Source organism: Dyadobacter ginsengisoli DSM 21015 (assembly GCF_059568735.1).
The window spans coordinates 1,208,011-1,229,478 of record NZ_JCANTY010000001.1 but is presented as its reverse complement, the minus strand read 5'-3'; the positions used below and the strand labels follow the sequence as shown (position 1 = coordinate 1,229,478).

Here is a 21,468-nt window from a genome sequence, read left to right as displayed (position 1 = left end):
ACTACAATTTAAAACATTGGATCAAAACAGTAGGCCAATTAAACTATATTTTTGAAGAAAAACAAAGACCATGAACACACCGCCACCCTATCTGGTACCCAGTCGTCTGGCCAAACGCACCCATTACGAGCAGGAAACGATCTGCGCTATTCTCGATGAAGCATTATTTTGCACTATTAGCTATGCGGTGGACAACAGGCCGTTTTCGATCCCGACGGCCTTTGTCCGCTATGAAAACAAAATTTACATCCACGGGTCCGTAGGAAGCCACTTCATCAGGGAAATTGAAAAAGGCATTCCCGTGTGTATCTCCGTAATGCTCACCGATTCGCTGGTGGTGGCGAAATCGGCTTTCAGTCATTCCGTTAACTACCGGTCGGTCATTATTTTTTCCCAGGCGGAAAAAGTGGAAGACCTGCCGACCAAAAAGGCGGCATTTGAATGGCTCACCAACAAGATCGTCCCGAACAGCTGGGACTATCTCCGCCCGATGACGGACAGCGAAGTCCGGAAAACGACCGCCCTTGCTTTCTCATTCGACGAGGCATCGGCGAAAATGCGCGACGGCATGCCCAAAGACGAGCCCGAAGACCTGGCCCTGCCGATCTGGTCCGGGATTATCCCGCTGGAAACGAGGCGTGGACTCCCGGTGGCGGATGATTTCAGTGTTAACATTCCGTTACCCGAACATTTAAAGTAACTTCGATGCAACTTTGGGGCCGATCCGGGCATCTTTCCGGCAAACTCACGCAAAATAGTAACCCCAATGTTGCACCTCATGACTGGAAAGGAAATTTTCGACCGCTATCAGTTGGCTGCTCTCAAAAATGGACTCGGTTCCAAGGAATTTAACTATGGAAACATTTTGTACCAGGCGCTCCGGATTGAAGGAGAAGAAAAAGTTTTTCAGTTGCTGGAATTGGCAGAACATACCGGCCAGCGGATCGCGTTGACCTATTCCCTGCCTCCCCAGGAAAACGGATCGGAACCGGACATGGCCATATTGATTTGAAATTTCTTTATTCTAATATCAAACCCCGGGGGGCAGTCTGCAATATGACCGTCCCCTTGTTTTTTACCCTCTACGAATGGCAAAACATTCATTTCATCTTTGAATTGCAAACAACCGTGACCAACTTTGGCATTCAATGAAAGCTGGTCGTTTAATTTGCAATAAACATGGAATTCCTTGTCGTAATCGCCTTTTTCGGCTACATCTATTACCTGAGAAATTACGCCGACCTTCGCACGCGATCTGAAAAAGAGGAAGACGCTCTTTCCGAAGGCATTACCCGCTTCGAGGCCGGAAAACTCGACGAAGCCTACGCCTATTTCGATTCAAAAATCAGGCAAAAACCAAAATCATGCATTGCTTACCTGTATCGCGGACTTTGTGATAAAGGACGAGGCAACGCAGAAGCGGCCTTCCGGGACATTACTACCGGCCTCAGCTTCGACGACCAGGTATATACGCTCCATTTGGAATTGGGCAAACTGTATCTCGAACAAGACAAGGCTAATGAAGCGCTCATTGCGCTCAACAAAGCGATCAGTTTGGCTGGGGAGCAAAACGCCGCGCCGTATCGTTGGCGGGCACAGGCATTATTGCAACTTAACCGCCAAAGCGAGGCACAAGCTGATCTGGAATATGAAAAAAAACTGTCTGAAATGCTGAAAACTTCATCCGATAAACCCGCTGCTTCAAATAAGCCATTTTTTGACAAGCGGATTGTGATCAATATGGTCGTGATCATCCTGACGAGCGCATTGCTCCTGTACGTGGTTAAAAATGCCGAAAGTATTCACCTGCCATACCTCATTGCAGTATTTTCAGCGATTTCGATCGGCTTTGCGGAGCCTTACAAGGGTTGGCTGCTGGCTGTAATGCAATGCGTTCTGCTACTCGCAGGCTATTTTCTCTTCACCGCGTTACCCGACCACGATGCCCGGCAGGAACTCGAAAATTTCAGTTTGTACGGAGCGATGATCCTGACTTTTGCCGCGAGTTTTCTGGGCGGTTTTTTGAAAAGGGCTTTGAATATGAAATAGCGGGCCAACCAATAAGTACTGGCCCGCCGTGATCCATTACCTGGCAACTACAAACCGTTTTGCCCTTAAACCAGTATCCTGCGAGCATCGGATAATGTACACGCCTGAGGGCAATCCGGAAATGTCTATAGAGGATTTGTTATTGGGCTTAGTGTTCCTGAGAAGCTGAGTTCCCTGGCTATCAAAGATGTCAAAACCCGTAAGCTCCTTTTTCAAACTTTTCGATCTGACTTCCAGATAAGATTCCGCTGGATTAGGATAGAGCTCAAAACCATCCTCTCCGTCAATTCGGGCTGTCACTATTTTACTGTACGCGTAAGTCCCGTCCAGATCCAGGCATTTCAGCCTGTAATAATTGTTACCCGAAAACGGGAACGCATCGAGGTATTGATATGATGCCTTTCCCTGTCCCGCAATCTCTCCTATTTTGACAAACATTTTGCCGTCCTGGCTACTTTCAATCAGATAGCTGCTGAAATTCGTTTCTTCTGCTACGCCCCAGTTCAATAATACCTGCGAATCTTCAACAGAAACCGTAAAGGAAGTCAACTTTACCGGAAGCGGGCCAAAGTTATCGACGCCCGGGCTTCCTCCATTCGCTGCCCGGACTGTCCAGTTCGCGCCATTCGCATTGTCATGAGAAGGGCTCAATAACTCCAGGGATTTGCCTCCTCCATCCGCTGTGGTTGCCCATGGAGCACTGTCCATGTATTCCACTTCATCAATGATATTACCGAAGGCATCGGATAATGTAAGCTTTTGCGACTTATTTGAGAGGTTTCTTGTGAATTGTCCAAAAGGTTGCGTGCCATATTTCGACGCAAAGACGGCACTGTTACTCGCGATCACCAATAACCCGTTGGCAACCAGGGAGCTTCCGGCCGGAAATTGGTAAGTCAGCCCCAGTCCTGCAAAGTACAGTCCGGAAAGGTCGACCGCGGCATTACTATTGTTCTTTATCTCAACATATTCCTGATCGTTACTCGTGCCGAATGCTCCCGCCGGCGGATTGTACATGATCTCATTGATCACCAGCTGTGGCAAAGCCGGATTTACGCAATTGCTAAATGAACCAATGTTTGCGGTCATCCAGTTTGAACGATCCTGGATGAATTGCTTCAGGTAATTAATGCGATCGTCAAAATTCCCGATAGTTCCCCATCGCGCATTGTCCCGCGAAGCCGCACCGGCCAGCCAGCTCTTCATTGTATCGATCACGCCGTTGATAACATTTGTGTTCAACACTTTATTCGTTTGGGTCATTTGATTCCAGCGCCGTGACAAATAACACCGGTATTCTGTGTTGTAAAAGAGCTGACGAATAAACTTTGGTCCTTCATTATTACCGTTCTCAAACTGCCAGTTGGAAGGTTGAGATCGCCAGTCGGGTGTTCCGCCTACTAATCCAAATCCATAGTTAAAATCCCACACCGGCCCTGCCCGCAGCTTACCATTTCTATCCTTATGATAGTAAGTACTGTATTTATAGGCGTCGATACTGCCTCCCAATTCACTGACGAGCATGAAATCAATGAAAGTGGGAACGTCGATAATAGACGGGTATCCGTTTGAAATAGCCGCATTGTTCGCCGCCGTTTTCGCTTCGAGATCACGAAAGACAGATTCAATATAAGTTTTTTGCGGATCGGTCATGACCGCCGGCTCCGGTGTATCATGAATGAAGTCAATGGTCTCGTCATAACCATTCAGGTGATTTCCATCCATCACAAAAGCGACCGGGTCTCCGCCTGTCGTCTTGTCGGCCTTGATAATGTATCCACCCGTCACAGCAGGATTAGCATTATCGGTCACCGACATTTCCATCAGATTCACCCGGTCACCATCGATTTTAATTTTCTCCTGCAGCATGTATACGCCCCGATAGTCGCCATTGATGAATAGTTCACAAAAAACCGTCCTGCTTGCATAGTGTCCGAGATTCCTAAAAAAGCTGTATGCCAGGTAATCGTGGAGTAACGACGGATCAAATACCAGTCCGTTCAGGATCCAGTCATTCTCACTGGGCATACCCAGCAACGAAACATTCCGGTTTGAGACATTATCGTTTTGCCGCGTTTCAAAACCGAAAGACTTTTTAGGGGAAAGCTGTGAACTGGAGCCCCTTATTTCAATAGCTATCCGACCATCGTAGTTCAGGCTGGCAGGATTGTTGATATCGCTATAGGAATTAATCTGCCCATCGCCGTTGAATATTATCTTCATACTGGCTCCGACCTTAGGTTCATCCGGGATCTCCTGGTCCGAATTAATCACCACGATTGGGAGGTTCGTCGTTAAGCTTTGTGATAAGCCAATGTTCGCATCCAGGGCGCCGATTACGAATAAAAGTAGTATATGGTGTCTCATAAACTTGGGATATTAAGTAATAAACATTAAGCAAGTTCCTCATAAATAGCACTGTAAATTATCATACGGCAATTTTATGGAAATTACCAGTCAAAACGGCGATTTCGAAATCTTATTAATTTAACGGTCTGCCATCCGGAAAACTACACCGGTACATCGGCGGGACGGGGAATGAGCAGGCGGTGCTGGCTCAATTTTTTCCGGGAAAAGTCAACATCAAATCCTTGCATGACCATGAACCTGCAATCGAAAAAAGACCTTGAAGAAAAAATCCTTTCCAAGCGCCAGCAAATCGAATTTGAAAAAAAGAACCTGGCCGAATCTATTGAACTGTCACCGGAAAACCGTGAAAACCCAGAGGTGATGGAAGAAGCAAAAAATTTGAACGACCCGGCCGATAGCGTCGCCAATTCGGCGGACGTACAATCGTTAAAAGCTGCTGAGCAAGCACTTCAATCATTGCTGAGACAGCTGGACGTGCTCAAGGGGAAGTAGCCGGTATTCAAAATGCGGTGACCGGCACTGTCACTTCGATGGAGGTCGAGTCGGATTCTCTGCCATTGACTTTACCAATACCGAAGTCTCCCCGGTTCACTTTGAATTTTCCATAAAACTGCGACTGCCTTTCGTACTGCCGAAATCCGAAAGGTATCGCAATCTCTTTCCTGACACCCCTCAGTTCAAGATCACCTTTGACTACAAAGCCGGTATCCGTTCTGGCAACCGATTTCGACCGGAAAGTAATGCGCGGATATTTTGCTGCGTCAAACCACTTGTCGCTTTGGGCATGCTTGTTTTTAAGCTCAATGCCGGTATCAATGGAAGTCACATCTACGGAAACCTCAAAATAGGCGTCTTCTATTACCGCAGGGTCAAACCGGATAGTTCCCTGCATTTGACGGAATATACCGTGCGCGTACTTCCCGTCGAAACGGATTGAATAGCCCTCCGCGATACGCCACTCCGACATGGCGGCAAACGCGCAGGCACTCATTATCAATAGACTGATCAGTGTTAAATATTTTCTCTTTGTCATTTCAACATATTGGTGAGGTTTCGACCCGACTTGATCGCGGAAGGGCTTATTCCCCTGAACTTCTTGAAAGCCGTTGAAAAATGCTGCGCGTGTTCATATCCCAACACATCGGACACGTCCTCTACCGTACAGGATGAATCGAGGAGCAACCGCTCGGCGTAGTCCATGCGTAACTTGCGGAGATACCCGAACACAGTCGTTCCAAATAATTCCCGGAATCCTTTTTTGATTTTAAATTCATTCAGCAAACAAATACGGGCCAGCTGCGCCAGGCTAAATTCCTCAAGGAAACGGGCATCTAGAAATTCTTTCAGCTGATACAGCCTTTCTGCATCCGAATGTGGAATACGGTGTACCACGTCGCCCTGCCCGCGAAACTGATCGATCTGCAATGCCAGCAGTTCGAGTACTTTCGACTGCACAAACAGGTTTCGCATCGCGCCCGACACTTCACACTGTTTTATCTCACGGATCAGATATTGCATGGAGGGCGTCACGCCCAGCGTCCCGGTAAAGCCCGAAAAGGCGCGACCATGCAGCAGGTTCTCCTGTACTTTCTCGCTCCATCGGTCATCGCAGCCTATCACATCGGAAAAGAAACCTTTATCCAGGCTGATGTGAAACATTTCAAGGGAATCGCCGGCCGCCACTTCGTTAACCTCCCCGCCGTCCGGTGAAAAAACGAGATTGTGCCTGCCGGGCTTCATATTCAGCACATGACTGATGCCGTCGAATACGGTGTTCAGATTACCCGCCATGTGGAAGTTGATATTGATCGTGCTGGTGGGCGTCTGATCACACATCCTGACATGCTCCACCGCTTTCCAATGCAGGTTCATCACATGCATATGCGAAAAGATCAGGCTCTTGAATTTCAGCGTTCCCACTTTTGGATGATAACGTGTCATAAATTCTCCCGGATTGGGAATCTTCGCACCCGGCCTTACCGACTGCGGGTTGGGAAATGCATTGAAATCTAATACGTCGGCAGTTTGGATAGTAGTAGCCATTGTCTCGGGTTCTTTGATATGCTTCTACGAAAATAAGACTGCTCTAAGGCATTAGATTCGACTTTCTGAGTGAACGGCCCGATTAATCGACGAAATCCGTCCGTCGTAGTTTTTTATCCGTTTTGCGTAGGTGATTCCGTATCACACCGGCCCAATTTTGCAAAAAATCCATCACGCCATGATACGTAAAGTTCTAAAATGGACAGGCATTGTCCTCGGTAGCATTGCATTGCTGCTGGCAGCAGGTTATGCGCTAATTTCCATAACGATGAAAAGCCGGATGACCAAATCCTATGTTTTTGAAAAAGAGAACATCACGTTACCCGCCGATAGCATTTCCCTGGCGCGGGGGCGGCATCTGGTTGCCATAAAAGGCTGTCAGGACTGTCATGGAACCAATCTTGAAGGCAGGATAATGAATGAAGATGCCGCTATCGGCAGGCTCGTCGCCGGCAACCTGACCTACGGAAAGGGAGGTTTACCCGAAGACTACGGGACATCCGATTGGCTGGCGGCGCTTCGGCACGGTGTGCATCAGGACGGTACTCCATTGCTTTTTATGCCTTCCCACGAAACCACGTTGCTTTCTCAGCAAGACATGTCTGCATTGATCGCCTATTGCCGGCAAGTCCCGAACGTCGATCACGCCTTGCCGGCCAACGATCTCGGACCTATTGCCCTGGTGATGAGCTACCTGGACAAAATGCCATTGCTGTCGGTGGAGAAAATCAACCACAAACGGCCCATGGTGGCAAAGGTCGATTCAACCGAAGGCATAGCACAGGGGAAATACCTCGCTGTATCGTGTACGGGCTGCCATCGGGAGAATTTCAGGGGCGGTGAGCCACTGGCGCCAGGCTTTCCGCCCGTGCCCAACATTACATCAACCGGCCACGTAGGGAAGTGGTCGCAGCAGCAGTTTATGGCAACGCTCAGAACGGGAAAAACACCGGAAGGGCACGTGCTGAAAAATGAGGATATGCCTTGGAAGATGACCGCGCAGTACACGCAGGTGGAGCTTGCTTCGCTTTACCAATATCTCCGGTCTATTCAATAAAAAGACAGCCGTGCCGGCATTCACACGCCGGCACGGCTGTCGGCTGTATTATTCTTCTCCTGTGGCAACAGGCCTTTCGGATCTCGACCATTCGCTCCACGAGCCCACATAAAGGCTTGCACCGTGCAAGCCGGCCTCAGCCAATGCAAGCAAAGTATGGCATGCCGTTACACCCGAACCGCAATGAACGATCACCTTTTGCGGATCCTTGTCTGTCAATACTTCTTTATACTTCGCAGCCAGTTCTCCGGGCGACATAAATTCCCCTCTTTCATTCAAATTCGATGTATAAGGGATGTTAACTGCTCCCGGAATATGTCCAGCCACAAGGTCGATCGGCTCGCTTTCGCCCACATAGCGGTAGTGTTCCCGGACATCGATCACGGTTGACTCCGGATCTGCCGCCGCGAGTGCTACATCCTCCGCATCCACCAGCGGCATACGCCAGCCGGTAATCGGGTAATCTTCAAGTGCGTGCAATGACGCCGCTTTTCCGGTCAGTTTGATCCCTGCTTCCACGATCGCATCTAACCCGCCACTTACCACATACACCTTCTCGTGCCCGGCCGCCTTAAGCATCCACCAGAAACGCGCCGAGGCATTAGCGCCCTTTTTATCATCATACACCACCACCGTAGAAGACGGACTAATACCCAGAATCCCTAAAAACCGTCCAAAATCCTCCGGCTTAGGCAATGGGTGCCGCCCTCCGCTTGACGGGTCATCCGTTTTTTCGGACAGGTCCGTTTCGAGGTCTACAAATTGCGCATTCTCGAGATGGGCCGCATTGTAGCGTTCCAGGGCGTCGATTCCTCCCCTTGCGTCGATCACAATGGGGTCTTCTTTTTCCAGTAAGGTTTTGAGCTGGTCTGTGGTGATGATATTCATATGCCGGTTCCTTTAAAAAACTTTGGTAAATAACGTGACTTTTGACGAAAAGTCACCTCTCTATGGTGATTGCTGATCTTTTCATCCACACACTAATGGTCAGACTGCCGGACTGCTTGCAAGCCGTCGTCCCATTAATCAAAGTAGAAAATTATCCGCTGAACTACACGCATCATGAAGAGAAATCAAACGCAGTGTTTTTTTGTAAGTTTGGCTATTCTCTTCCAAACACCCGGCAACCGTATCATACACTTAAATATCCGGCCTACAAGAATAGTACTTTAAAAATGGAAGGAAAAACACCCTTTTGAAATCCGAATAATCATTCCAAGTTCGCTAACTCCCGGATATATTGCATTCTCAGCGACAAAAAACTTAGTGCAACTGTAAGTCTTTTCTGATTTCTGCAACCTATTGGGAAAGATTTCAAATCATGGAGAAAATTTTTCTGGAAACCATCCGCGAACACCAGCGTATCATTCACAAGGTGAGCCGTATGTACCGCAACTCACGGGAAGACCAACAAGACCTTTTCCAGGAGATTGTGTACCAGCTGTGGCGCGCGTTTCCGGGGTTCCGGCAAGAAGCAAAAGTGAGCACGTGGATCTACCGGATCGCGCTGAACACCGCCATGGCCGCCTACCGCCAAAAACGTCCGCCCGTTTCTCTCGCCGAACACCCACCCGACCTTGCGGAACCCGAGGCCCCGGACACCGAGCGGGAAGAATGGATGTTCCGCGCCTTACGCACATTAGGCGAGGCTGACCGCGCTCTGATATCCCTTTACCTCGAAGATTATTCATATACCGAGATCGCCTCGATCACCGGCATTTCAGAAAACTATGTGGGCGTTAAGCTCAACCGTATCAAGGAAAAACTCAAGAACATTTTAAATCAAAAGAAACTATGAATATCGATGAATTGAAATCAGGCTGGCAGCAAGCAGGCGGGGCGTTCTATTCCGAGAAGGAACTCGCGATGATGACACGCGTCCGTAACCACCCCACGCTGAAAAAGCTACGTATCAAAATGCTCTCAGAAATCGTAATGCTGGGCGTTCTGCTGTTTGTGTATTACGACGGATTCGATGGAGCAGACAAACCTTTCTACGTCAACACACTGCTCGTGATCAGTATCTGTCTCTTTATTCTGAACAACGCAGTGGGCTATTTTCGCATCCAAAACCCTATTGTGGCCGGCAACATCCGAGACTCCCTCACGCGCCACACCCGCGCATTGCAACACATGGCCATCTTGTCTTTGATAACGTCCGCCAGTTACGCGGTATCACTTCTGTTATTTTTCACATCCAAAATCGTCTTTGATCAGCATAAATACATCATTTTGAGTGCATTAATAGTAGCATCCATGCTGCTATTCTACTATTCATGGATTAGCTGGCAAAGAAAAATAAGGCATTTCAGACAATTGGAAGCAGATTTTTGACATTTTAGCAGGATTAACGATCCATGCCATGATTTGTCAGGAATTTACCGAAGAAGACATTGCCAAGCTCCCCGCCATCGAACCCGAGGGGTGGGGAGATATCCGCCCGCGATTTCAATACTTTTTGAAATCCGAATGCTGTAAACCAATCAAAATCGAGGAAAATGGAGAGCTCGTGGCTGTGGGCACCACCATTTTTCATGCCGATACTGTGTGGCTCGCGTGCATTATCACGCACGCCGGACATCGCAACAAAGGCCTGGGCAGCGCCATTACCCGCAACCTCATCGGGAGCGTCGACCGAAACCATTATCCGACGATTTACCTCGACGCCACAGAGTTTGGTTATCCGGTGTATTTGAAGCAGGGCTTTGAAGTGGAAGGGCAATATGCGCATTTAAGAAGGGAAGAGCACTTCTCCAAACAGCCTCAATCCGCACATATCCACCCATTTAGCGAACATTATCGCGAAGCATCTTTTGCGCTCGACCGCATGGTGTCCGGCGAGGACAGGCGGGGCGTCATGGCCGAATTTCTGACCGATGCGTTCCTGTTTATCGATTCCCATGACCAGTTGCAGGGTGTTTACCTGCCCACCTGGAGCGACGGGCCGATCATTGCAGCCACCGACTCCGCCGGATCGGCATTGATGCACTTACGCGCCCCGGCGAGGCCGGTGGCGATCCTGCCCATAGACAATGCCGCGGGTTTAAAACACCTTCAGAATATGGGATACAATATGTACCGGACCTCCCGCCGGATGATCCTCGGCCCGCGCAGGGGCTGGCATCCGGAGCTCCTTTACAATCGCATCAGCGGCGCATTGGGATGATCATCGCAGTACCAGCTCGCTGATTTTCGAGAATTCGGTATGCGGAGCCATGGCTTTGACGATTCCTTTGCGGTCGACCAATATGAAATAGGGCGTCTCGCTGATCTTGTATCGGTGATTGAAACCATACGATTCCGGAACGGGAATGAAGCCACAGTTCCGTTTCGGGATCGCTTCCAGGCATTCTTCCCGGGTATTCAGCGTAGTACCCAGTGAGACGATCTCGACCCCTCTGCTCCGGTTCTCTTCCACGAAACTGGTGATTACTTTCGTACTGGCGAGCGTATACAGCGGCTTCTCATAGCGCACCCAAAAACCGATTAAAATGTACTTCCCACGAAGTTTTTCCGAATCATATTCTTTCCCGTCGAGCCCACGCATGACGAACGGGGCGATCGGCTCACCTACTTCCGGCATCAGGTCGGGGTTATTCATCACCGAGCCATCTTCCTGAATATCCAACTGGCTTTTTTTGATGATTTCAAAAGATGAAGCTTTCCCGTATTTGTCGAAAATCGGCTGGGTTTTGTACAGGCCCGGACTCCGTTTAAGCATGTTGTCGTACGTCTCGTAACTGATCCGTTTTCCCGTCGCGTGATCGATGATCGGCGAATTCCGGGTCATGACGATTTGCTGGCTCACCTTTCCATTATATCGAACCACTTTCGGCTCGTCGGATTGACAAAAAGCTGAAAATCTGGCGGATCCGGTTACCGCCAGCAGACATAAAGCGAATTTACTTACTCGGCTCACAAACATTCCGCCACAAAAAGATTGTATTAGTATCAAATTTATGATATTTTCATGCACAAATACTCACTTGGTGCAACCTCCTAATAACTGGTAATCACCGTTCGATATTTTAGACAAATTTAACTAATTACAAATTTTGGTATGTACGAGCGGATCCGGGAGAAGTTGGGGATTCTGGCCGATGCTGCGAAATACGATGTTTCATGCTCGTCGAGCGGCAGTAACCGGAAAAATGAGAATAAGGGAATTGGAGATGCGGAGGGAACGGGGATCTGCCATACTTATACGGAGGACGGCCGATGTGTTTCTCTGCTTAAAATACTGCTGACCAACCATTGCATTTACGACTGTGCGTTCTGTGTTTCGCGGCGCAGCAACGATATTAAACGGGCCGCATTCACCGTCGAGGAAGTGGTAGAACTGACCATCAATTTTTACCGGCGCAATTACATAGAAGGGCTGTTTCTGAGCTCGGGCATTTTCAAGGATGCCGATTACACGATGGAAAGGTTGGTACGCATCGTCAAAAAGCTGCGTCACGAAGAGCGTTTCAATGGTTATATCCATTTAAAAACGATCCCAGGTGCGAGCGATGAGCTGGTTCACGAGGCAGGCATGTATGCCGACCGTATGAGCATAAATCTCGAAATGCCGACAGAAACCGGCCTGAAACTGCTTGCGCCGGAGAAGTCGCACGCGGAAGTAAAAAAGCCTTTGAAATACATTCAAAACAACATTACCCAATTTGAAAGCGAGAAAGCGCTGATCAAAAGCGTACCGAAATTCGTCCCGGCCGGGCAGAGCACGCAGATCGTCGTCGGCGCCACGCCGGAATCCGACAAGGATATTTTGCATACAGCCAGTGCTTTTTACCAGAACTTTTCGCTGAAACGGGTTTACTACTCGGGCTACATTCCGATCAGCAATGATGCCCGGCTGCCTGTTATTGGTTCGCAACCGCCATTGGTCCGTGAAAACCGGCTGTACCAGGCCGATTGGCTGATGCGGTTCTACGGTTTCAAAGTGCAGGAAATCCTCAATGACATCCATCCAAACCTCGAAGCGGATGTCGATCCGAAACTGAGCTGGGCATTACGAAACCTCGATCAGTTTCCGGTAGACATTAATACAGCCGATTACCAGATGATCCTCCGCGTGCCGGGCATCGGTGTCGCTTCAGCGCTGAAAATCGTTCAGGCGCGCAAGTTTAACAGGCTATATGAAAACCATTTACGGAAACTCGGCATCGCTTTTCGTAAAGCCCGTCACTTCATCCGATATGCCGACAGCTCGATGCAGCTGAAAGAATATGAAGCTGAACACATCAAAGGCCTTATTTTGTCCGAGAGCAAAAGTAAATACCTGGCCAACCCGAATAACCAATTGTCGCTTTTCTGATGGAGCTGTATATTTTCGACGGTTCGCTGGAAGGCTTACTGACGGCCGTTTTCGAATGCTACCAGCGGCAATCGGCCATTGTGAAACTGGTAACCGAAGTGCATTATGTCCCGGATGTGTTCGATTCAGGATTTCGGGTGGTTTCCGACCGCGAAAAAGGAAAGCGCGTTTGGAAAGGGCTTTGCAAAAAACTGGGAAAAGAGTGGCAGTTGCGTTTCTACAAGGCATTTTTGTCCGAGCAACCGGAAGTTTTTCAGCACTTACTCAATTTTGCCCGCTATGTCATTGACCAACCGGCCGGTGCATCTGAAAACTTTGCACACCCCGACGTCCTTGCCATTTCCCAAACCGCTCAGAAAGTCCATCGCGAAAAACACCGCATGGAAGCATTCGTGCGGTTTCAGAAAACCGGCGACGGCATTTATTATTCCCATATCGAGCCGGATTTTGACGTGCTTCCCCTCCTGCCCGAGCATTTTCAGAACCGCTATGCCGATCAGCGCTGGATTATTTATGATTTGAAAAGAAAATATGGACTCTATTATGATCTGGAAAAAACGGAGGAAATAGCGCTGAGCGAAGCACCCAAAATGTCGATCGTCAATGCGCTTCCCCCCGATTTGCTGGATTCGAAAGAGGAGTTGTACACTTTGCTATGGCAGGACTATTTCAAAAGCACCCACATTCAGGCACGTAAAAATATGCGGCTGCATATCAGGCACGTACCGCGGCGGTATTGGAAGTACCTTTCAGAGAAGCAGGCCTAGATTTCGCTGATAATCAATAAATTTTCGAAATATGTCGCCACGGTTTACACAGCAAGTGGTGTCCGGAAAAATGTAGACAATCCAAGTTCGTATTGTCTTTTCCGACGATCCCGTTGGAATGTCCATTCATCCACATTTTCCAGTATGCTATGAAAACTTGTACGTTAGTTATTTGCTTTCTGCTCTCAGCGATTGCTTCCTATGCTGCCGCGCCCGCAAGCGGTTACGCCGGTAATTCATCCAAAGCTACTGCTGCCGGTCGCCCGGCGGTCGAACCGTTTACCATTTGTCTTGAAGCCGAAAATGCCAACAGCAATGCGCCCATTTCGTCGGATCCGAATGCTTCCAATAACCTGACGCGCGGCGCCCGGGATACCTCAGATTATTGGGTTACGTATCAAACCGACGTTCCGATTACCGGCAAGTATCTAATTACCCTTCGGTACAATGCCGAGCAAGACTCGCCGGTGAGCGTCTCCGCTAACAATGGCGCTGCGACACAAGTGGTACTTCCCGCTTCTCATTCCTGGAACATAGCTTGGCGCGAGCACAGCTTTGAGGTAGAGCTGCATGCAGGCAATAATTGGATCCGCATTACTGAGTTGCCGGGATACAATGTAAGGCATGATAAGGCCTGCTGGACAGAAAACGGCCCCAGCGATCCCAACTGCGACTTCGATGTAATTGCAACAGTATCCGACCCCACGCCGCAATGCTCGGAAACCATTACGTTTACTGCGCAATGCGCAGGCCCCTGCGACGGCGTAACGTACGACTGGTCAGGCGGAGGACTTAATTTTACGGGCGCGTCCGTCTCTGTGCCTGCACCTGCAGTGAGCGCGGCATATAATTATTTTCTTACTGCCAACAAAGAAGGTTGCGGGCCGATGACTTCGAGGGCTTTGGTTACGGTTAGCTGCGACCCCGTTCCTGTCGGACCGTTCAGCACCTGTGTGGAAGCGGAAAATTCCAGTAGCGACGGAGAAGTCACCGATGACCCCAATGCATCGAACGGCAAGACCCGCGGCACGCAGAATGGCCCGAGTTATTTCGTTGAATATGAAGTGAACGGCGTAAAAGCAACGGGACAGCATCAGGTAACGCTGCGCTATTACTCAACGCAGCCAACCGGCATTACGATCAGCGTCAACGGTGAGGAGACTGCGCCGCTGACAGGCCTGGCAGCGTCGGGCTCATGGAATGTCGTATGGGCTGAGAAAACCTACAATTTCACCTTGAAGGAAGGCAATAATAAAATCCGCATTTGGACCGGATTTGGCTACCCTGTGATCCGCCAGGATAGAATTTGCGTTACCGGAAGCGGCGGAACCGGAAACCCGCCGTCGTGCGATTTCACTATCACTGCCGCCGCCTCGACACTTACCCCCGCATGTTCGACGACCGTATTCGTCGGCGCCGGCTGCACCGGCTCCGATTGCCCTTCGGTTTCCTACAAATGGCTTGGGCAGGGTACAAATTCGACATTCGCTTCCACTACGATTTTGCCGCCTGCTACCAACGGCACGTTTACCTACACATTAATTGCTTCCAAGAATGCCTGCGTGTCGGTCGTCAAAACGCTTGACATAACCGTCAGCGGATGCAACGAGCCTTCGGAACCGTTCAGCGTATGCCGGGAAGCCGAGTGGTCGGGCGGCAACGGCCCCACCAGCAGTGATCCGAATGCGTCGAACGGGCAAACCAAAGGTGCTCAAAACAATTATGATTACTATGTTGACTACTACGTACCGGATGTGCCGACCTCAGGGATGTATCCTGTGACATTGCGCTACTATGCCGACCCGAATGCACAAGTAAGCGTATCTGTGAATGGGAATATTGCGATTCCGGCATTGCAGTTACCTCCAACTTATAGCTGGAACATTGTGTGGCGCGAAGAGACATTCTACGTCAATCTGCCAATCGGCAACAACACGATCCGGATTCAAGGATTACCGGGAGCAACTACCCGTCAGGATAAGCTTTGCGTGGGAAATGTCCAGAGCAATGCACGGATGGCAGCGCCGGGACTCATCGAAACACAAGCCGATGCGCTCGTACTACGCGCCTACCCTAACCCGGCTCCCGGCGAATTCAAGGCTGCATTCCAGTTACAAACCGGGAAGTCAGCAACTTTGCAGGTCACAGATATACAGGGCAAAGTATGGCATCAACGTCAGGTGAACGGCAGAGGCGAGCATGAAGAGCGCATTAACCTCGGCGATGCACCATCGGGAATCTACCTGTTGCAAGTGAAAAAGCCTGATTCGATTGAAACCAGGAAAATCCTTTACACGCATTAAATGCAAAAGCGGTTGCCCGACATTCAGGCAACCGCTTTTCTATTTCCACTTGCTTCCCAGCCAGGCCTTTCGGAATGCTTCCATCTCGGCTGAAACCGTTTTTCCGGCCTGCTCATAAGTGATCACCTGCCACCTCGGGTTCTCGGTTAATTCAAGCATCGCGGTTTTCAGATCCTCGCGGTGTTTGTATTCCACCGCTAGCTGATCGCCCGGCTTGTGGGATTTGAGAATGGAAATCAACTCGTCATTTTTAGTGACCGATCGTCCATCCACTTTCAATATTTCGTCGTCAATATCGAGTCCGGCGTTATAGAGCGGACTGCCTATAATGCTGTTGGAAGTGATGGTTAACCCTGCGCCTTCTCTATACCGGATATCACCGATCCAGGCTTGTCCTTCGAATTGTTTTTTCAATAAAAGTCCGGATTTCGCAAGCAATGGCGCATAATCCAACGATTCATGTCCGTTCACATATTTTTCAAAAAACTGCCGTGCAAATGCTTTGTCTTTGGTGTAAGCTGCCAAAACGGCTTCCAGGTCTGATACATTATAAGCAATCTCCGGCTTTCCATGTTTTGCCCAAACGGCTTTCATAAAATCATCGAGGTTCAGCCCTTTGCTTCTCAGTTGGAGGTCCAATGCGAGTGCCACCGAAGCGCCGTAAGGGTAATAGGAAGTGTACGTGTTGGGATAGTTCGTTTTATCGATGGCTACACCGGCATCCACAAATACCGCATTACTGCTTGCCTGCACAGGTGAAATACGCTTTGCGCCGGCAGTGTTCTCTTTGGTGTTGACCAGCGAGGTCAGGGTCTTACAATACTCTTCCAGCGAATCGAACCCCGCCCTTTCAAGCAGCAGATCTCCATAATATTGGGTAAAACCTTCGGCAAACCAGAGTTCGAAACTCATATTGCTCTTTTCGAAATTGAATGGTTCCAGCGTTTTCGGACGGATGCGTTCGACATTCCAGGTGTGGAAAAATTCGTGGGAGAACACGCCAAGCAGGTTGTCGGACCCGTCGAATGCGACCGGCAGCGTGATCATCGTGCTGTTGCGGTGCTCCATCCCATCGCCTTTTACATAGGGATTAATGCTGGCAAGAAAGGTATAGTTACCACTATCAAATACCGGAAATTCACCGAAAACCATACGGGCTTCTTCGGTAATGCGCTTCACCTTACCGGCAAACGCGGTCGCGAGCGAATCGCTGCCTTTGGCCTCCAATGCAAGCCTGAATTGCGATAGCTTGCCATCTGCATTGGGTACCGTCCATTCTTTGATCGTCAGCTTGCCAATCTTGGTGGGCGAATCCATGAAGTATTGCAGATCAGGCGCTGTGAAGACATTTGCGTCCCCGGTCGTTTTCAGCTGCGTAGCGATCGTCCATGAGCCGGATTTGGGCGGGTTGAACGCCACTGTAATGGGCGATTTTTCCAAACCTTTAACCCACATGAATACCGCGGGCATATTCAGATGCACGCTGCTGGCATCGATTCCGGCATAAGTACCGTCGGCGTGGTTGGCATACAGGGTATATTCGATCTTAACGAAACCGCTGATCCCCGCCACCCTATATACATCCCCGTCCACACGCTGTACCGGTACGGCTTTTCCGGATTTGTCGAATGCTGCTACATCATACACATTCTTCCCGTACTCGTGCGTCGCGTACCTGCCCGGGGACGAGCGCGACATTCTGAATACCAGTTCCTTTTGTGGTGCATCGGAAACACTCAATGCAATGCGGGCTTCGTGATGGGCGATGTTGGGAAACGATACATCGTAGCGGATCTCCTGCGCGAACGCGTACGAGCATAACATGGGTATGGCGAACAAAGCAGCCAGTTTTTTCATGGGCCGGTCAAAGGATTTAAAATGATAAAGCACCAATTTAAATCAATAACCGAACATTTGAAGCGGCAATACAGCTACTAACCTTATTATTGCTTAATTTTTCCGGTTCAAATCCCAATAAAACTTTAAATAGTACGACCACCCATGAAGAAACTGTTCCTTCCCTTAGCCCTGGCCCTCGCTATCACGTCCCAACACGCATACAGCCAAACGAAAGCGCTCTTTAATGGCAAAGACCTGAAAGGCTGGCATATAGACGTACCCGAAATGGACAAAGATCCCAAGGCTGTTAACCCGTTTCTCGTGCGCAACGGACTGCTCGTTAGTCTGGGAACACCCGGCGGCCACCTGATCACCGACGCACAGCATGAAAACTTTCGGTTTACATTTCAGTACCGGTTCGTTGGGAAGCCAGGTAATTGCGGCGCATTGGTATTCGTTTCAAAGCCCCGGGACTTGTACGATATGTTTCCGAAATCCATTGAAATACAACTCATGAACCAGAATGCGGGAGACTTCTGGTGCATCCAGGAAGATATTACGGTACCCGACATGGAAAAACGGCGTGGCCCAAAAGAAAAATGGGGCGTGAACGGCGACAAACTGCGTCGCATACCCAACCTGACCGACGGAACCGAAAAGCCATTGGGTGAATGGAATTCCATGGTGATCGAATGTGTTAAGAATTCAATTAAAGTATGGCTTAACGGTGAGCTCGTGAATTACGGATATGATGCGACCGCTTCGAAAGGGCAGATCGCATTGCAATCGGAAGGTTCCGAAGTCGAGTTCAAGGAAGTTAAGCTCACGCCGATCAAAGCATTGTCTAAATAATGAATTTGAAATCAAACCGCCTTGTCAGGAATATTGCCATCGTCGTGGTGCTGATCGCCAATATCGGCTGCGATCAGATCTCTAAAAACGTGGTCCGGGAAAATGTGGGGTTTTATCAGACCATTCACGTGATCAAGGACTACGTGACAATTACTTACGTTGAAAATACGGGGGCATTTCTGAGCATTGGCAGTTCTTTGCCCGATACTTTAAAGATCTTTGTGCTTTCGGTGATCCCGCTCATTGCGCTGCTTTTTGGTATTGTTTATTTACTGACCAAAAAGAACCTGACCTGGCTGAGCGCATTGGCATTGAGCTTTGCGATCGGAGGCGGCATCGGTAATATTTACGATCGCCTCGTACATGGCTCGGTAACCGACTTCATGCACATTAATTTCGGGTTATTCCAAACCGGGATCTTTAATATGGCCGATGTGTCGATCATGACGGGGATGTTTATCTTTCTGTATCAATCTTACAGTCGGCAGAAATCACGGCTTCCGGGTTTCTAAAAACAAAAAACTCCTGACCAGCAGGAGTTTTTTGTTAACCGGGAATGCGTTTGATTACGCAGCGCCAACCGATTTGCGGATGATGTTCAATGCAGAGCCTGCTTTGAACCATTCGATCTGCTGGGCATTGTAAGTATGGTTTACGGGGAACTCCTCGTTGGTACCGTCGTTGTGGTGCAACACGATCGTCAGAGGCTGTCCTTCTGTAAAGGTTTCCAATCCAACGATATCGATCGTATCGTCTTCCTGGATTTTATCGTAATCGGCTGTATTTGCAAATGTAAGCGCCAGCATACCCTGCTTTTTCAGGTTAGTTTCGTGAATACGTGCGAATGACTTGGTCAAAATCGCGCGTACACCCAGGAAGCGTGGCTCCATCGCCGCGTGCTCGCGGGATGAACCTTCTCCATAGTTTTCGTCGCCCACCACGATCGTACCGATTCCGTGCGCTTTGTAGTCACGTTGAACGGCTGGTACTTCTGAGTATTGGTTGTTCAGCTGGTTTTTGATGGTATTGGTTTTCTCATTGTAATAGTTAACCGCACCGATCAGCATGTTATTCGAGATATTGTCAAGGTGTCCCCGGTATTTCAACCACGGCCCGGCCATTGAAATGTGATCTGTGGTACATTTGCCTTTCGCTTTGATCAGGAGTTTCAAACCGGTCAGGTCTGTTCCTTCCCATTCCGGGAATGGTTCAAGCAGTTGCAGACGATCGGAAGTGGGGCTAACCAACACCTGAACTGTGCTTCCGTCTTCGGCGGGAGCCTGGTAACCGGCATCTTCTACGGCGAAGCCCCGGGTAGGCAATTCGAGGCCAGTAGGCTCGTCGAGCAATACTTCCACACCTTCGGCATTCAAAAGTTTGTCCACACGCGGGTCGAAAGTAAGGCGTCCGGCAATAGCCATGGCGGTTACGATCTCAGGCGAGGCCACAAACGAGTGCGTGTTAGGGTTACCGTCGGCACGTTTCGAGAAGTTACGGTTGAAGGAGGTAATGATCGAGTTTTTCTCCCCTTTTTCGGCACCGTGACGCGCCCATTGACCGATACAAGGTCCACAGGCATTGGCCAGCACTACGCCGCCGATTTTCGCGAATGTATCCAGGAAACCGTCGCGCTCAACCGTGTAACGTACCAGTTCTGAGCCCGGAGTGATAGTGTATTCGGAAGTTACTTTCAGTTTTTTGTCAACCGCCTGTTGTGCCAGCGATGCTGCGCGGCTTACGTCCTCGTAAGAAGAGTTCGTGCAAGAGCCGATCAGACCTACCGACAACACCTCTGGCCAGCCGTTTTCTTTCACGGCCGTTGCGAATTTTGACAAAGGCCAGGCCAAATCCGGCGTGAACGGACCGTTGATATGCGGTTCAAGCGTAGTAAGATCCAGCTCGATCAGTTGGTCGTAATAGGTGGCAGGATCTGCGTAAACTTCCTCATCGGAACGCAAAAGATGCTTTACGGCATCCGCTGCATCTGCGACGTCGGCACGCTCCGTACCTCTCAGGTAAGCAGCGCTTTTCTGATCGTATGCAAAAATCGAAGTAGTGGCACCGATCTCCGCGCCCATATTACAGATGGTTGCCTTCCCGGTTGCAGAGATATTTTCAGCGCCTTCGCCAAAATATTCAACGACATAACCAGTACCACCTTTCACAGTCAACTGGCCCGCAACCCAAAGGATCACGTCTTTCGCAGCAGTCCATCCACTCAGTTTACCGGTCAGTTTCACACCAATCAGGCGCGGCATTTTCAGTTCCCACGCAAGGCCCGACATCACGTCCGACGCATCCGCACCACCCACACCGATCGCGATCATACCCAAACCGCCCGCATTAGGCGTGTGAGAGTCGGTACCGATCATCATCCCGCCGGGGAATGCGTAGTTTTCAAGCACCACCTGGTGAATGATACCCGCACCTGCCCGCCAGAAGCCCAAACCATATTTATTGGATACAGACGAAAGGAAATCGTATACTTCTTTATTTTTATCTACGGCGTTTTTCAAATCCTGTACCGCACCCACTTCCGCCTGGATCAGGTGATCGCAGTGAACGGTAGAAGGTACTGCAACCTTGGGACGTCCGGCCTGCATAAATTGCAAAAGAGCCATTTGCGCAGTAGCATCCTGCATCGCTACGCGGTCAGGAGCGAAATCTACATACGACTTACCGCGTTCGTAACTCTGACTGGGGGCTCCTTCCCATAAGTGGGAGTATAAAATCTTTTCCGCCAGGGTCAAAGGCCGCCCCACAACTTTACGGGCAACCTTTACTCTTTCTTCCATGCGGGCATAAACGCCCTTAATCATATCTAAGTCAAACGCCATAGCTCTCAAATTAATGTTTACACATTCACTTGTC

Annotated in this window: 21 protein-coding genes; 14 read left to right on the top strand and 7 right to left on the bottom strand. The window is 49.5% G+C overall.

Annotated features, from left to right (window positions below; all coding sequences use genetic code 11):
- The first annotated feature begins 70 nt into the window (after positions 1 to 70).
- The 3 genes from BP71_RS04465 (at position 71) to BP71_RS04455 (ending at position 2,049) form a co-directional block, all read left to right on the top strand.
- A complete protein-coding gene (locus tag BP71_RS04465; protein WP_496377029.1) occupies positions 71 to 700 on the top strand; it encodes a pyridoxamine 5'-phosphate oxidase family protein in 630 nt (209 codons plus the stop codon).
- Between the two features lie 78 nt (positions 701 to 778).
- The gene (locus BP71_RS04460) at positions 779 to 1,012 is read left to right on the top strand and encodes a hypothetical protein (protein ID WP_496377027.1); all 234 of its coding nucleotides are present in this window, start codon (positions 779 to 781) and stop codon (positions 1,010 to 1,012) included.
- Between the two features lie 167 nt (positions 1,013 to 1,179).
- The gene (locus BP71_RS04455; protein ID WP_496377025.1) at positions 1,180 to 2,049 is read left to right on the top strand and encodes a tetratricopeptide repeat protein; all 870 of its coding nucleotides are present in this window, start codon (positions 1,180 to 1,182) and stop codon (positions 2,047 to 2,049) included.
- 36 nt (positions 2,050 to 2,085) lie between these two features.
- Here BP71_RS04455 and BP71_RS04450 read toward each other — a convergent pair whose 3' ends face one another.
- Positions 2,086 to 4,416: a CotH kinase family protein gene (locus BP71_RS04450; RefSeq protein WP_496377023.1), complete on the bottom strand. Its 2,331-nt coding sequence runs from the start codon at positions 4,414 to 4,416 to the stop codon at positions 2,086 to 2,088.
- 234 nt (positions 4,417 to 4,650) lie between these two features.
- On the opposite strand from BP71_RS04450, the gene BP71_RS04445 reads away from it, so the two are divergent.
- Positions 4,651 to 4,911, top strand: a complete 261-nt coding sequence (locus BP71_RS04445) for a hypothetical protein (protein WP_496377021.1) — start codon at positions 4,651 to 4,653, stop codon at positions 4,909 to 4,911.
- A 7-nt stretch (positions 4,912 to 4,918) separates the two neighbouring features.
- On the opposite strand, the gene BP71_RS04440 is transcribed toward BP71_RS04445, so the two are convergent.
- Both BP71_RS04440 and BP71_RS04435 read right to left on the bottom strand, forming a co-directional pair.
- Positions 4,919 to 5,452, bottom strand: coding sequence for a YceI family protein (locus tag BP71_RS04440; protein WP_496377019.1), 534 nt, complete (start codon positions 5,450 to 5,452; stop codon positions 4,919 to 4,921).
- The gene (locus BP71_RS04435; RefSeq protein WP_496377017.1) at positions 5,449 to 6,462 is read right to left on the bottom strand and encodes a helix-turn-helix domain-containing protein; all 1,014 of its coding nucleotides are present in this window, start codon (positions 6,460 to 6,462) and stop codon (positions 5,449 to 5,451) included. The genes BP71_RS04440 and BP71_RS04435 overlap by 4 nt, the downstream gene beginning before the upstream one ends.
- A 178-nt stretch (positions 6,463 to 6,640) precedes the next feature.
- Here BP71_RS04435 and BP71_RS04430 point away from each other — a divergent pair, with 178 nt between their 5' ends.
- Entirely contained in the window at positions 6,641 to 7,519 is an 879-nt protein-coding gene (locus BP71_RS04430; RefSeq protein ID WP_496377015.1) for a c-type cytochrome, read from the top strand.
- 48 nt (positions 7,520 to 7,567) lie between these two features.
- Here the strand turns inward: BP71_RS04430 and BP71_RS04425 are convergent, their stop codons facing one another.
- Complete coding sequence (locus tag BP71_RS04425; RefSeq protein WP_496377013.1) at positions 7,568 to 8,407, bottom strand: sulfurtransferase; 840 nt, start codon at positions 8,405 to 8,407, stop codon at positions 7,568 to 7,570.
- Positions 8,408 to 8,469: 62 nt separating this feature from the next.
- On the opposite strand from BP71_RS04425, the gene BP71_RS04420 reads away from it, so the two are divergent.
- The 4 genes from BP71_RS04420 to BP71_RS04405 all read left to right on the top strand — a co-directional run bounded on the left by BP71_RS04420 (position 8,470) and on the right by BP71_RS04405 (position 10,685).
- Positions 8,470 to 8,718, top strand: coding sequence for a DUF6883 domain-containing protein (locus tag BP71_RS04420; RefSeq protein WP_496377011.1), 249 nt, complete (start codon positions 8,470 to 8,472; stop codon positions 8,716 to 8,718).
- A 122-nt stretch (positions 8,719 to 8,840) separates the two neighbouring features.
- Positions 8,841 to 9,317, top strand: a complete 477-nt coding sequence (locus BP71_RS04415) for an RNA polymerase sigma factor (RefSeq protein ID WP_496377009.1) — start codon at positions 8,841 to 8,843, stop codon at positions 9,315 to 9,317.
- Positions 9,314 to 9,853, top strand: coding sequence for a hypothetical protein (locus BP71_RS04410; protein WP_496377007.1), 540 nt, complete (start codon positions 9,314 to 9,316; stop codon positions 9,851 to 9,853). The genes BP71_RS04415 and BP71_RS04410 overlap by 4 nt, the downstream gene beginning before the upstream one ends.
- 28 nt (positions 9,854 to 9,881) lie before the next feature.
- A complete protein-coding gene (locus BP71_RS04405; RefSeq protein WP_496377005.1) occupies positions 9,882 to 10,685 on the top strand; it encodes a GNAT family N-acetyltransferase in 804 nt (267 codons plus the stop codon).
- Here the strand turns inward: BP71_RS04405 and BP71_RS04400 are convergent, their stop codons facing one another.
- Positions 10,686 to 11,348: a TlpA family protein disulfide reductase gene (locus BP71_RS04400; protein WP_496377003.1), complete on the bottom strand. Its 663-nt coding sequence runs from the start codon at positions 11,346 to 11,348 to the stop codon at positions 10,686 to 10,688.
- A gap of 231 nt (positions 11,349 to 11,579) precedes the next feature.
- Between BP71_RS04400 and BP71_RS04395 the strand changes: the two genes are divergently transcribed.
- From BP71_RS04395 to BP71_RS04385, 3 genes are all read left to right on the top strand, one after another.
- The gene (locus tag BP71_RS04395) at positions 11,580 to 12,836 is read left to right on the top strand and encodes a putative DNA modification/repair radical SAM protein (RefSeq protein WP_496377001.1); all 1,257 of its coding nucleotides are present in this window, start codon (positions 11,580 to 11,582) and stop codon (positions 12,834 to 12,836) included.
- A complete protein-coding gene (locus tag BP71_RS04390; protein WP_496376999.1) occupies positions 12,836 to 13,603 on the top strand; it encodes a TIGR03915 family putative DNA repair protein in 768 nt (255 codons plus the stop codon). The genes BP71_RS04395 and BP71_RS04390 overlap by 1 nt, the downstream gene beginning before the upstream one ends.
- A 149-nt stretch (positions 13,604 to 13,752) precedes the next feature.
- Positions 13,753 to 15,906, top strand: coding sequence for a T9SS type A sorting domain-containing protein (locus BP71_RS04385; RefSeq protein ID WP_496376997.1), 2,154 nt, complete (start codon positions 13,753 to 13,755; stop codon positions 15,904 to 15,906).
- A gap of 39 nt (positions 15,907 to 15,945) precedes the next feature.
- Here the strand turns inward: BP71_RS04385 and BP71_RS04380 are convergent, their stop codons facing one another.
- A complete protein-coding gene (locus tag BP71_RS04380) occupies positions 15,946 to 17,763 on the bottom strand; it encodes a M61 family metallopeptidase (RefSeq protein ID WP_496376995.1) in 1,818 nt (605 codons plus the stop codon).
- Positions 17,764 to 17,907: 144 nt separating this feature from the next.
- Here BP71_RS04380 and BP71_RS04375 point away from each other — a divergent pair, with 144 nt between their 5' ends.
- The gene (locus tag BP71_RS04375; RefSeq protein WP_496376993.1) at positions 17,908 to 18,597 is read left to right on the top strand and encodes a 3-keto-disaccharide hydrolase; all 690 of its coding nucleotides are present in this window, start codon (positions 17,908 to 17,910) and stop codon (positions 18,595 to 18,597) included.
- On the top strand, positions 18,597 to 19,109 hold the full coding sequence (gene lspA, locus BP71_RS04370) for a signal peptidase II (RefSeq protein ID WP_496376991.1): 513 nt from the start codon (positions 18,597 to 18,599) through the stop codon (positions 19,107 to 19,109). The genes BP71_RS04375 and lspA overlap by 1 nt, the downstream gene beginning before the upstream one ends.
- A gap of 54 nt (positions 19,110 to 19,163) precedes the next feature.
- On the opposite strand, the gene BP71_RS04365 is transcribed toward lspA, so the two are convergent.
- On the bottom strand, positions 19,164 to 21,434 hold the full coding sequence (locus tag BP71_RS04365) for an aconitate hydratase (protein ID WP_496376989.1): 2,271 nt from the start codon (positions 21,432 to 21,434) through the stop codon (positions 19,164 to 19,166).
- Positions 21,435 to 21,468: the final 34 nt, after the last annotated feature.